General features: G+C 62.6%; 9 protein-coding genes. 1 reads left to right on the top strand and 8 read right to left on the bottom strand.

The features are described from left to right. Positions 1-2 precede the first annotated feature (2 nt). Positions 3-446, bottom strand: coding sequence for a GNAT family N-acetyltransferase (locus ACUXV1_RS22650; protein WP_446016699.1), 444 nt, complete (start codon positions 444-446; stop codon positions 3-5). Positions 447-566: 120 nt separating this feature from the next. Further along, a complete protein-coding gene (gene dnaE / locus ACUXV1_RS22645; RefSeq protein ID WP_043640776.1) occupies positions 567-4016 on the bottom strand; it encodes a DNA polymerase III subunit alpha in 3450 nt (1149 codons plus the stop codon). A gap of 110 nt (positions 4017-4126) precedes the next feature. Here dnaE and ACUXV1_RS22640 point away from each other — a divergent pair, with 110 nt between their 5' ends. Next, complete coding sequence (locus ACUXV1_RS22640) at positions 4127-4735, top strand: flavin reductase family protein (protein ID WP_446016701.1); 609 nt, start codon at positions 4127-4129, stop codon at positions 4733-4735. Here ACUXV1_RS22640 and ACUXV1_RS22635 read toward each other — a convergent pair. From ACUXV1_RS22635 to ACUXV1_RS22610, 6 genes are all read right to left on the bottom strand, one after another. Next, positions 4710-5633 carry a VirK/YbjX family protein gene (locus tag ACUXV1_RS22635; protein WP_446016703.1) on the bottom strand — a complete coding sequence of 308 codons (924 nt, stop codon included), beginning with the start codon at positions 5631-5633 and terminating at the stop codon, positions 4710-4712. The genes ACUXV1_RS22640 and ACUXV1_RS22635 overlap by 26 nt on opposite strands. 119 nt (positions 5634-5752) lie before the next feature. Then, entirely contained in the window at positions 5753-7456 is a 1704-nt protein-coding gene (locus ACUXV1_RS22630; RefSeq protein WP_446016705.1) for an ArnT family glycosyltransferase, read from the bottom strand. A gap of 176 nt (positions 7457-7632) precedes the next feature. Then, positions 7633-7887 carry a PhaM family polyhydroxyalkanoate granule multifunctional regulatory protein gene (locus ACUXV1_RS22625; protein ID WP_019102797.1) on the bottom strand — a complete coding sequence of 85 codons (255 nt, stop codon included), beginning with the start codon at positions 7885-7887 and terminating at the stop codon, positions 7633-7635. Positions 7888-7966: 79 nt separating this feature from the next. Continuing rightward, positions 7967-10243: an NADP-dependent malic enzyme gene (locus ACUXV1_RS22620; protein WP_043640783.1), complete on the bottom strand. Its 2277-nt coding sequence runs from the start codon at positions 10241-10243 to the stop codon at positions 7967-7969. Between the two features lie 154 nt (positions 10244-10397). Then, positions 10398-11726 carry a TRAP transporter large permease gene (locus tag ACUXV1_RS22615; protein ID WP_446016708.1) on the bottom strand — a complete coding sequence of 443 codons (1329 nt, stop codon included), beginning with the start codon at positions 11724-11726 and terminating at the stop codon, positions 10398-10400. Next, on the bottom strand, positions 11723-12313 hold the full coding sequence (locus tag ACUXV1_RS22610) for a TRAP transporter small permease (RefSeq protein ID WP_081556966.1): 591 nt from the start codon (positions 12311-12313) through the stop codon (positions 11723-11725). The genes ACUXV1_RS22615 and ACUXV1_RS22610 overlap by 4 nt, the downstream gene beginning before the upstream one ends.

Raw genomic sequence — 12313 nt, 5'->3', positions numbered from 1 at the left:
CGCTAGAAATCCACGCGCATGACCAAGCGTGGGTCGTTGTGGCCGAAGTAATGAGGCTGATGTTCGATAACGGAGAAGCCCTGGTTTTGGTACAGCCTGACCGCGGAGTTGTCGGGATGCACGGTCAGCTTCGCGTGCTTGGCCTGACGAGTCCGCAACACTTGCAGCAGGGCTTGCAGCAGTTGCTTGCCGAGGCCCTGTCCGCGGCAATGCTCATGGACCGCCAGCGACATAATCCAGAACTCTCCTTGCCCGCTGCCTGGAGCGCCGATGATGTAGCCGCCCAGTTCTCCGTCTTGAGCGCCTGGCGCGACGAAGAATAGGTCCGGCCACAGGTCGTGAGCCTGGCGGAAGAAAAAGTCCGGGTAGACGTGATGACCGAATACCGCTTGTTCGATCTGGAAGACCGGGGCGATGTCTTGGAGTTGCGCCGGGCGTGCCGTCATCTGAAAACATCCTTTTGCGTGTGCGTTTGAGTGGGGAAGCCTACTGTAATGTCCGACGCTTGCAAAGGCGCGGGACAAGAAAAAAGCCGCGCTGGGCGCGGCTTGCAGGAGGCGGAGCGGTTACCACATCACTTTGACTTTGTCATTGCCCAGCCAGTCTTGCAGCGCCAGCAAGAGGCCGTCGTCCAAGCGGACGCCCCAGGGCGGCGGCAGCATCAGATCGCCGCTGGCCGCGCCGTTGTTGTAATGGATGCGCACTGGGCAGCCGGCATCCTCGCTACGGAACGGATGCAGCTGGGACTTGAGCTTGCTGACGTCCACCTTGCCGGCCAGTTTCAGCGACAGGCTGCGTGCGTAACGGCTGCGCGCCTCGCCCAATTCATAGACTTTATCGGCGATGATGCGCAGGCCGCCGGAGAAGTTGTCCTCACTTACCTTGCCTTCTATCACCAGCACCACGTCGTCTTTCAACCGGCTGCGGTTGGCTTCGAAGCTTTCAGCGAACAGGCTGACTTCCAGCTTGGCGCTGCCGTCATCCAACTGGACGAAGGCCATTTTGCCGCGGTTGCCCACTTTGACCCGGATGCCAGTGACGAAGCCGGCCAGGAGTTGCGGCTCTTTGCGCGGGCTGAGCCGAGACAGCGGGGTTTTGATGAAGCCGCGAATTTCCTTGGCGTACGCGGCGAAGGGATGGCCTGACAGATAGAAGCCGATGGCCAGCTTTTCCTCCGCCAGTTTGACGGCGTCGCTCCACGGCTTGATTTCCACCATTTCCACACTGGGGGCGACATCGTCGCCGAACATGTCGAACAGGCCGCCCTGATTGGCGTTGGCGTGTTCTTGCTCGGCGGCGTTCATTGCCAGGCCGACATTGCCGAACAGCTTGGCCCGGTTGGGTTCGATGCTGTCGAAGGCGCCGGCGCGGATCAGCGCCTCGATCACGCGCTTGTTGACGATTTTTTTATCGGTGCGGCGGCAGAAGTCGAACAGGTCCTTGAACGGGCCGGACTCCGTGCGCACCGCGACGATGTGGTCGACGGCCGCTTCGCCGGTGCCTTTGATCGCGCCCAAGGCATAGCGGATGTGTTTGCGGTCCACCGGCACGAAGCGGTAGTAGCTCTGGTTGACGTCCGGCGGCAGGAAGATCAGGCCGTTTTTGCTGTCCACGCTGTCGTCGTAGAACACCTTGAGCTGGTCGGTGTTGTCCAATTCAGAGGACATGGTGGCCGCCATGAAGGCCGCGGTGTGATGGGCCTTGAGCCAGGCGGTCTGGTAGGACACCACGGCGTAGGCGGCGGTATGCGACTTGTTGAAGCCGTACTCGGCGAACTTGGCCATCAGGTCGAACAGCATCTCGGCCAACTTGGGATCGTAGCCCTTGGTGGCCGCGCCCTGGGCGATCTTGCCGCGGTGTTCGGCCATTTCCTCGGGCTTTTTCTTGCCCATCGCGCGCCGCAGCATGTCGGCACCGCCCAGGGTGTAGCCGCCGATGATCTGCGAGATCTGCATCACCTGCTCTTGATACACGATCACACCGTAAGTCGGATCCAGGCAGGCCTGCAGGTCCGGGTGGTAGTAGTCGACCTCCTGCTTGCCGGCCTTGCGCAGGATGAAGTCGTCCACCATGCCGGAGCCGAGCGGGCCGGGTCGATACAGGGCCAGCACAGCGATAATGTCTTCGAAACGGTCTGGCTTCAGTTTTTCCAGCAGCCGTTTCATGCCGTCCGATTCAAGCTGGAATACGGCGGTAGTGTTGGCCTGTTGCAGTACTTTGTAGGCGGCGGGGTCGGTGAACTCGAGCAGGTTGAGATCGGTGTCGAAACTCGGGTCCAGGTTTTTGATGTAGTTGACCGCCAGTTCGATAATGGTCAGGTTGCGCAGGCCCAGGAAGTCGAACTTCACCAGGCCCACTTTTTCCACATCGTCCTTGTCCAGCATCGATACCGGCACCGCGCCGTCGGCGCTGGCTTGGTACATCGGGCAGAAATCGGTGATCTTGCCCGGCGCGATCAAGACGCCGCCGGCGTGCATGCCGATGTTGCGGGTCAGGCCTTCCAACTTCTTGGCCAGCTCCCAAAGCTCGCGCAGCTCTTCCTCGTTTTCCAGTCGCTCGCGCAGCACCGGCTCCATTTCCACCGCGTCGTCCAGCGAATACTGCTTGCCGGGCGCGGCCGGAATCAGCTTGGATACGCCGTCGCAGAACATATAAGGCAGGTCCAGCACCCGGCCGACGTCGCGCACCACCGCTTTGGCTGCCATGGTGCCGAAGGTGGCGATTTGCGATACCGCCTCGGCGCCGTATTTCTGGCGCACGTACTCGATCACGCGATAGCGGTTGTCTTGGCAGAAGTCGATGTCGAAGTCGGGCATCGATACCCGCTCGGGGTTGAGGAAGCGTTCGAACAGCAGCGCGTAGGCCAGCGGATCGATATCGGTGATGCCTATGCTGTAGGCCACCAGCGAACCGGCGCCGGAGCCGCGGCCCGGCCCCACCGGGCAGCCATTGTTTTTTGCCCAGTTGATGAAGTCGGCAACGATCAGGAAGTAGCCGGGGAAGCCCATCTGGATGATGGTGTCGCACTCGATCTTCAAACGCTCGTCGTAACGCGGCCGCTCTTGGGCGCGGACTTCCGGATCGGGGTAGAGCTTGGCCAGCCGTTCTTCCAGGCCTTCCTGGGACAGGTGCACCAGGTAGTCGTCCAGCGTCATGCCGTCCGGGGTGGGGAATTGCGGCAGGTAGTTTTTGCCCAGTTGCACGCTGATATTGCAGCGGCGGGCGATTTCCACTGAGTTTTCCAGCGCTTCTGGAATGTCGGCGAAGCGCTCCAGCATCTGGTCAGTGGACAGGAAGTATTGGTTTTCCTCGAAGCTGCGCGGCCGGCGCTTGTCGCCCAGGGTGAAGCCCTCGGCGATGCAGACGCGGGCCTCGTGGGCCTTGAAATCGTCCGGGTCCATAAACTGGATCGGGTGGGTGGCCACTACCGGCAGGCCGATCTCGCCGGCCAGCCACAGCGAGGCTTGTACCGCGTTTTCCACCTGGGGGTTGTCCAGGCGTTGCAGTTCCAGGTAGAAATTGTCCGGGAAGCAGCGTTCCCAATATTCGGCGCGGCGGCGCGCTTCGTCGCGCTGGCCCATCAGCAAGGCTTGGCCAACGTCGCCCAGGTGAGCGCCGGATAAGCAGATCAGGCCGCTGTTGTCGCCGTTTTCCAGCCAGGCGCGCTTGAGCTCGGCACGGCCGCGGTACTGGTTGTGGGTATAGGCGTCGGCCAGCAGTTCGCACAAGCGCCCGTAGCCCTGACGGTTCTTGACCGTCAGCATCAGGCGATAAGGCTTATCGCGGTCTTCCTCGTTTTCCAGCCAGACATCGCAGGACACGATGGGCTTGATGCCTTTGTCCCGGCAGCCCTTGTAGAACTTGACCATGCCGAAGATGTTCATCAGATCGGACATGCCCACCGCGGGCATATTGTCCTTGATGGCGCGCTTGATGGCGTCATCCAGGCGCACGATGCCGTCGGTGATGGAGAACTCCGAGTGGAGGCGCAGATGGATAAAACGAGGTGAGTTCATCACGCCATTTTACCTGCCGAGCGGTTGCGACACCATCGCCGGGCGCATTTGACGCGCTAGTATTTTGCTGCTTTGCAGCATTAGAATGATGGCATCAGAGAGGAGTCTATATGGACTGCGACATCAAGATGCTGCCGCCAGAAGCGGTGTATCCCTTGCTGGTGGGCAGCGTGCTGCCCCGGCCCATTGCCTGGGTCAGCACCCAGGATTTGCGGGGCGTGGCCAACTTGGCGCCGTTTTCCTTTTTCACCGTGGCCAGCGTGAAGCCGCCGGTGCTGGCGCTGAGCATTCTGACACCGGCCGACGGCGGGGTTAAGGACACTTTGGCCAATATTCGCGCTACCGGGGAGTTTGTGGTTAACGTGGTGCCGGAACGCTTGGCGGAGGAGATGAATCTGAGCTGCGGCCCTTACGCGCCGGATGTGGACGAGTTCGATCTGGTCGGCGTAGCCAAGGCGCGCAGCCGGCAGGTGAGAGCTCCGGGCGTGGAGCAGGCGCCGCTTCGCTTCGAGTGCGTGTTGACCCTGTGCCTGGCCTTGGGCGATGGCGCGGGCGCCGGCAACTTAGTGTTGGGCGAGGTGCGTCACGTGCATGTGGCGGATGAGGCGTGGCGCGATGGTCGCGTGGCGGGCGAGGTCCTGGCCTTGGTGGGCAAATTGGGCGGCGACGACTTCAGTCGCGCCGAGCCCGCCTTCAGTTTGCGGTGGCCGGGAGCGTGACGGCTCGGCGGCTTTGGTTGGCGAGTTCGTCCAGCAGAGCGTAGCGTCGTTGATATTCCGCGCGCTTCTTGCTGGCGATCTCGGTCAGGGGCTTGCGCGGCAGCTGCAGCGGCAGGCTGAAGAAACGTTTGCAAGCAGTGGGCTGGGCATCGAAGGTGTCCCAGAAGCTGTCGTAATCGGCGAAGAATTCACGACGATAGCGCCAAGAGCTGTAGATATGCTGCCATTTGCTGACCGCCAGTACCTGGCTGGCGCCTATCTCCCGGGCCAGCGCGATCAAGGCCTCCACCGCCAAGCGCTTGGGAAACAGCCCATGGCTTTGCTTGGTCAGCTGGTGCACGGCTTCCGCGCCATGAGGTTTGCGCGGGCCTTGCAGGCCGCCGATGATGATGGCGGTTTCGCCCTGACGGCGGGTGATGGTGAAAGTCAGCGTGGCGATGGCGACCCGCTTTTCCGAGCAGATTTGCAAGGATAGCTCGCCCTCTTTGTCGAAGCTATGGCGGTGCGTCAGCACCGCCGTGATCGCGGCGTCGTTTTTGCCGAGCAACTCGGCCAGCGTCAGGCCAGCGTCGCTGAGCAGATCGTGGTAGGCGGCGGGAGACACACGCTCGGCCAGCGTCTGATAGTGTTCGCGCAGGGCGGCTAGTTTGCCGCTTGGGCCAAGAGAACGGTACAAGTAGGGGCGATGCAGCTTGCAGGCCAGTCTAGGATTGGCTTGCAGGTGGCGGCGCAGCGCGGGTTGGCCCCAGCTGTCCAGCCAGCGCAACGTCCATGGCAGGGTCAGCAGTCCGCGCAGCGCGAATTTACAGCGGTTCTTCCCTTCGTCGAATCCGTCCTCGCGGGAGAAGCGCCCGCTGGCCAAGGACCAGAACAAATCCACCGCGTTCAGCGCCGACATACCATAACCTCAAGAAAAAAGGGTTAAGGCTACGTTATCCCGGCACTGTGATTGTTAAGGAATATTGGGCAAAATGTGACTGATTGTGACAATTTTCCAATAAATTAAATACGTTGTAATTATTTTGTTGCACCCAAGAACTGGCCCAGCGGCCGCTCCAGCCGATAAAGGCGGAAGCGTTCCTTTGAGTCGCCCGGGCGCTGGAAGCTTGCTATCGGCGTTAGGCCGGTCAGGTAGGGCGGCAATTGGTCATGCAGGGACTGGACCAGCAGCCAGCGGCAGTTTTTGGCCTGCGGCGTGCTTTCCAGCCGCTGAGTGCGGTAGTCGGCGTAGTAGTCCAGCAAGGCTCGTTGGGGCTCGCCGAGGCCGATGCTGGCGACGCATTCGCCCTGCCGGTCGATATCGGCGAGGACGGGGCGGAGCGAAGCGAAGGTTTCGCGATAGCGCATGCCGTGATCCAGCGCCGGCAGCCACAATGTGGCTAGGCCGCCCCACAACAGTACGATGGTGAGGCTCCAGCGCCAGGCAAAGCCGGGAGCGGTGTTTGATGGGAAACGTCGCCATAGGGAAGCCACGCCACCGGCAATCAGGCTGAAGGCCAGCCAGGTCCACGGGTGCCATTGGGGGTGCCAGTCGGTGAATTTGCGCTGCAGAAGGTAGCGGGCGAATTGCGCGGGTTCGCCGGTGGAGAGCACCCAGGCGACAACCAGCACGCTGGCTCCCAGCGTCAGGCAGAGCAGCAGGTTGAAGCCGGACAGCGCGCGCCAGGCGCGGTGGGCTTCGCCGGCGCGCAAGCCAGAGATGGCCAACAGCGCCAGCGGCAGCAGCAGGGGCATCGCATATAGTTCGCGAGCGTCGCCCGCCAACGACAAGACAGTCAGCGTCACTAGCCAGAGCAGGGCCGGCGCGGCGGGCCAGGCGCGGGTCCATTGCCGGCGGTCGCGCCAAAGCCCCCACAAGGCCAGTGGCAACACCGGAATGCCGTACCAGGGCAGAGTGCGGCCGTAGAAGAGCCGCGGCGCCTTGGGGCCCAAGTGGGCGCTGCCGTCGAAGCGGCCGAAATTGTTCACTTTGAACCAGAGCTGGAACAAGGCGGGATCGCGCAAGTACAGGTTTAAGCCCCACAGCGCGGTCAGCGGCAAGCCGATGAGCGCGGCAAGCAGCAGGCCGCCGGCGTAACGGCGGCTGCGGTAATCGGGATGCAGCGGCAGCAGCAAGGCGGTCAAGCCCAGGCAGCCGGGCCCCAGCAGGCCCTTGCTCAAGAAAGCGACGGCTCCGCCCAGGCCCAGCAGCGCCCCGCCCAGCCAGGCGCGCCGGCGCAGCAGCACCAGTCCGGCCAGGCCCCAGGCGATGCCGGCCAGCAAGGCGGTGTCGGTGATCATTTGGTGGGCGCGCATCGGCAGGCCCAGGCACCCCAACAGCAACAAGGCGCCCCAGGGCGCGGCGCGCCGGCCATACAAGGCCCCGGCGGAGACGGCGGTGCCGGCCAGAGCCAGCGCCATCCAGCCACCGGCAGCCAAGCGGGCGGCGTCCGGGGCGCTGAGCCAGCCGCTGAACAATTGCATGGTGAAGGCGGCGCTGATGAAGAATAGCGGCGGCTTTTCCATGAAGGGTTCGCCGGCCAGCGTCGGCACGATCCAGTCGCCGGTCTCTGCGATATGGCGGATCAGGCCAAAGGTATAGGCTTCGTCCGGCTTCCAAGGCTCATGGCCTACCAAGCCGGGCAGCAGCCAGGCGACAGCAATGATCAAGAACAGCCAAGCGGGGATGGACGGCAGACCGGAGTCGGCGGGCTGCTCGGCGGGTGGAGTGGAAAAACGCATGGAGTCCGCGGAAAATTCGTTGTTATGGGAAAGGGGAGGGCACGCCGTCCCGCTCATCACGATAATGCGTAGCGGCCACGGGCTTCTGCCAGGAAGGTCCGCGGCCGGAGGGTAGAGTGTAGCGTTGTTTGCGCTTCAAGCAAACTTGAGCTCGGCCGCGTGGGAACCGTGCGGCCTCAATTGTGCGGCGGGTCTTTCGGCCGCATCGAGTGCAGCGCGGACTTCTGCATTTCCAGGGCTTTGATCTGCATGCTCAACATGCCCATATTCATGGTCAGCCAGCTTTCCACCACGCGCAATTCCGCCAGCTTGCGGTCTATTTCTTCCTCGCTCATCGGCGGGAGGAACGGTTGCATGCCCGGCGGGGTGGCGGTTTGCCAGAACTGGCGGAACAGGGCGAAGGGATCGTTGGGGTTGAATTCGTTGCTCATGGGCTGCTCCCTCGGCGAAGAAAAAACGGGCAAGCCGTGCTTGCCCGTTCAGTATATGCCTTTAAATCCAGGCCGACGCTTACTTGCTGTTCTGCGCGTCCACGGCGGCCAGGGCCACCATGTTGACGATGCGGCGAACCGAGGCGATCGGGGTCAGGATGTGAGCCGACTTGCTCATGCCCATCAGGATGGGGCCGATGGTCACGCCGTCGGAGGCGGAGACGCGCAACAGGTTGTAGCTGATGTTGGCGGCCTCCACATTCGGCATGATCAGCAGGTTGGCGGAACCTTTCAGCGTGCTGTCCGGCATCGCCTGGTTGCGGATGCTTTCCACCAGCGCGGCGTCGCCCTGCATCTCGCCGTCGATTTCCAGGTCCGGCTGCGCGGCGCGGATCTGGTCGAAGGCGGCGCGCATCTTCTGCGCCGACGCGCTGTTCAGCGTGCCGAAACTGGAGTTGGACAGCAGCGCGGCCTTGGGCGCAATGCCGAAGCGCTTGATCGATTCGCTGGCCATGCGGGTGATGCTGGCCAGTTGTTCTGCGCTCGGGTCGGCGTTGACGTAAGTGTCGGCGATGAAGATGTTGCCGGTGGGCAGGATCAGCGCGTTCATCGCGCCAGCCACTTTCTCCGGGTTGTTGTAGCCGAGCACGGTTTCAACGATGTCGAAGTGCTGACGATACGGCCCGTAGGTGCCGCAGATCATCGCGTCGGCGTCGCCGCGGCGCACCATCAGCGCGCCGATCAGCGTGGTATTGCCGATCACGCGGCGGCGAGCCTGCTCTTGGGACACGCCCTTGCGCTTGGTCAGCTGGTAGTACTCTTTCCAGTAGTCGGCGAAGCGCGGGTCGGATTCGTTGTTGACGATCTCGAAGTCCTTGCCGGCCACCAGCTTCAGGCCCAGCTTCTGGATGCGCATGTCGATGACGCTGGGGCGACCGATCAGGATGGGCTTGGCCAGGCCTTGGGTGACGATTTCCTGAGTGGCGTGCAGTACGCGCTCGTCCTCGCCCTCGGCCAGCACCACGCGTTTCTGGTCTTTCTTGGCCTGGGCGAACACCGGCTTCATGAACAGATTGGTCTTGTACACGAATTGGGCCAGTTGATCGGCGTAGGCGTCGAAGTCCTGGATCGGGCGGGTTGCCACGCCGGAATCCATTGCGGCCTTGGCCACGGCGGGGGCGATCTTGACGATCAGGCGCGGATCGAACGGCTTCGGAATCACGTATTCCGGGCCGAAGGACAGCTCCTGGTCGCCGTAAGCGGTGGCCACCACGTCGTTCTGCTCCGCCAGCGCCAGGTCGGCGATCGCGCGCACGGTGGCCAGCTTCATCTCTTCATTGATGGTGGTGGCACCCACATCCAGCGCGCCGCGGAAGATGAAGGGGAAGCACAGCACGTTGTTGACCTGGTTCGGGTAGTCCGAACGGCCGGTGCCGATGATGGCGTCCGGGCGAACTTCCTTCACCAGCGGCGGCAGGATTTCCGGCTCGGGATTAGCCATGGCCAGGATCAGCGGCGAGCGGGCCATGGACTTGACCATGTCCTGGGACACCAGCTTGGGACCGGACAGGCCCATGAAAATGTCGGCGCCGGTCATGGCGTCGGCGAGCTTGCGCTGGCCGTTGTCCTTGATCGCGTAGCGCTTCTTGGAGTCGTCCAGCTTCTCGTCGCGGCCTTCGTAGATCACGCCCTTGGAGTCGCAGACGGTGATGTTCTCGCGTTTCACGCCCAGGGCCACCAGCAGGTCCAGGCAGGCGATGGCGGCGGCGCCGGCGCCGGAAGCCACCACGCGCACTTGAGCGATGTCCTTCTCCACCAGGCGCAGGCTGTTCAGCACCGCGGCGGCGGCCACGATGGCGGTGCCGTGCTGGTCATCGTGGAACACCGGGATGTTCATGCGTTCGCGGCACTTCTTCTCGATATAGAAGCATTCCGGCGCCTTGATGTCTTCAAGGTTGATGCCGCCGAAGGTGGGTTCCAGCGAACAGATGATGTCCACCAGTTTGTCCGGGTCCAGTTCGTTGACTTCGATGTCGAACACGTCGATGCCGGCGAACTTCTTGAACAACACGCCCTTGCCTTCCATCACCGGCTTGCCGGCCAGCGCGCCGATATTGCCCAGGCCCAGCACGGCGGTGCCGTTGGAGATCACCGCGACCAGATTGCCGCGCGCGGTGTATTTGTAGGCGTTCAGCGGATCTTCCACGATGGCGTCGCAGGCGGCCGCCACTCCGGGGGAGTAGGCCAGGGCGAGGTCGCGTTGGGTGGTGAGAGGCTTGGTCGGGGCAACCTGGATTTTGCCCGGGTTGGGGTACTGGTGGTATTCCAGTGCGCTCTGGCGCAATTGCTCGTCCATTCTCTGGGACTCCTGAGGTTGATCTTTAGGTGGTTGGTTGGTGTAAGAGAGTGACTACACATTATACGGGCTTAACGGTGGACAGGGCTATCGTCTTGTCCGACAAAAAACGCGATGGCGTCGGCCATCGCGTTTTCATGTCCGTCGGACGCCGCTAATTCAGCATGCCCAGCGCGCGCGGCAGCCACAGCGAGATTTCCGGCACATAGGTCACCGCAACGAGGAAGCCCAGCATGGTCAGCAGCCAGGGCCATACCGCCACCGTCAGTTCGGTGATGCCCATCTTGGTGATCCCGGACGCGACGTAAAGGTTCAATCCCACCGGCGGGTGGCACATGCCCACCTCCATGTTCACCGCGATCAGAATGCCGAAGTGGATGGGGTTGACGCCTAGTTTCACCGCCACCGGATAGAGGATGGGAGCCATGATCAGTACGATGGCCGACGGGTCCATGAAGTTGCCGGCGGCCAACAGCAGGATATTGGTCAGCAACAGGAAGGCCACAATGCCCAGGCCTTGGCTGGTCATCCACGCCGCCATTGCCTGCGGAATCTGCTCGGACGCCAGCAGGAAGGAGAACAGTACCGCGTTGGTGATGATGTAGAGCAGCATCGAACTCATGGATGCGGCGTTCAGCAACACCTTGGGCACATCCTTCAGTCCCATGTCCTTGTAGACGAAGACCGCGATCACGAAGGCATACACCGCGGCCATCGCCGCCGCCTCGGTGGGCGTGAAGATGCCGCTGTAGATGCCGCCTATCACCAGCGCGATCAACAGCAGGCCCCAGACGCTGTCGCGGAAAGCCTGCCAACGCTCGCCCCAGCTGGCGCGGGGCAGGCGCGGGTAGTCGAACTTCTTGGCGCGGAACCAAGTGGTCAGGCCCAGCAGTAAGGACAGGCACAGGCCGGGCAGCACCCCGGCCATGAACAACTGGCCCACCGAGGCGGTGCTGACGCTCATGCCGTTGGGGCCGGTGACATCCATGCCGGCGGTGGCGATGCTGTACATCACCAGGTTGATCGACGGCGGAAACAGAATGCCCAGCGCGCCGGAAGTGGTGATCACCCCCGCCCCGAAGCGTTGCGGATACCCCTGCTTGACCATGGCCGGCAGAATGATGGAGCCCACCGCCACCACGGTGGCCACAGATGAGCCGGTGATCGCGGCGAACAGCGCGCAGGACACCACGCCGGCCAGGCCCAGCCCGCCGTACCAGTGGCCCACCAGCGTGGTGGCGAAGCGGATCATGCGTTTGGCTACCCCGCCGTGCATCAGGAAGTTGCCGGCCAGGATGAAGAAGGGGATGGCCATGATCTCGAACTTCTCTATGCCGGTGAACAGCTTCAGGGCCACCGACGTGACCGGCACGTCCGTCATGGTGAACAGGAAGGTGAGCACCGTCAGGCCCAAGGAGATGGAGATCGGCATGCCGGTCAGCATCAGCAGCATCAGCAGGCCGAAAATGATCAACGCGCTCATGGGCGGCCTCCGTGATGCATATCGTGCGGGTGCATATTGTCCAGTTGCTCGTCGCCCTCAATGCCGTCCACATGGCCGTGGTCATGCTTGGGCAGCGAGCCGGTCCTGATGAAGTTCCAGGCCACTTGAAGGAAACGGAAGCACATCAAGGTGGAGCCGCAGGGAATGGCCAGGTAGACCAGCCACATCGGCGCTTCCAGATCCGGAGAGGTTTGATCGGTGTGGGCGATGTTCCAGACAAAATCTCCGCCCATGACGGCGACGGTGCCGGTAAACAGCGCGCCGGCCAGCAGGCCGAACACGATGAAGCGCCCGCGGCGCTTGTCGCTGAGCCGGTTGATCAGCACATCGACGCCGACATGGATGCCGGTGCGCACGCCGTAAGCGGCGCCAAACTTGGCCATCCAGACAAATAGGTAAATGGTCAGCTCCTGCGCCCAGGACATATTGATGTGGGCGAGCAAGGGCTGCAGAGTGGCGATGCCCGAACCGTAGCGGTGCAGCACCGCGGTAAAGGTAATGAGGGTGGCGGCCCCCATCAGGCAGGCGATCATCCACTCCTCAAGGTGATCGAGGAATTTGAGCAT

The sequence above is a fragment of the Chromobacterium sp. W521 genome (genome assembly GCF_052805975.1).
The sequence above is the reverse complement of the archived record's forward strand: the minus strand, read 5'-3'. Positions and strand labels throughout refer to the sequence as shown.

Excerpts from the sequence above, each read along its gene's own strand:
- ACUXV1_RS22650 (WP_446016699.1), bottom strand. The coding sequence starts at position 446 with ATGACGGCACGCCCGGCGCAACTCCAAGACATCGCCCCGGTCTTCCAG.
- dnaE (WP_043640776.1), bottom strand. The coding sequence starts at position 4,016 with ATGAACTCACCTCGTTTTATCCATCTGCGCCTCCACTCGGAGTTCTCC.
- ACUXV1_RS22640 (WP_446016701.1), top strand. The coding sequence starts at position 4,127 with ATGGACTGCGACATCAAGATGCTGCCGCCAGAAGCGGTGTATCCCTTG.
- ACUXV1_RS22635 (WP_446016703.1), bottom strand. The coding sequence starts at position 5,633 with ATGTCGGCGCTGAACGCGGTGGATTTGTTCTGGTCCTTGGCCAGCGGG.
- ACUXV1_RS22630 (WP_446016705.1), bottom strand. The coding sequence starts at position 7,456 with ATGCGTTTTTCCACTCCACCCGCCGAGCAGCCCGCCGACTCCGGTCTG.
- ACUXV1_RS22625 (WP_019102797.1), bottom strand. The coding sequence starts at position 7,887 with ATGAGCAACGAATTCAACCCCAACGATCCCTTCGCCCTGTTCCGCCAG.
- ACUXV1_RS22620 (WP_043640783.1), bottom strand. The coding sequence starts at position 10,243 with ATGGACGAGCAATTGCGCCAGAGCGCACTGGAATACCACCAGTACCCC.
- ACUXV1_RS22615 (WP_446016708.1), bottom strand. The coding sequence starts at position 11,726 with ATGAGCGCGTTGATCATTTTCGGCCTGCTGATGCTGCTGATGCTGACC.
- ACUXV1_RS22610 (WP_081556966.1), bottom strand. The coding sequence starts at position 12,313 with ATGCTCAAATTCCTCGATCACCTTGAGGAGTGGATGATCGCCTGCCTG.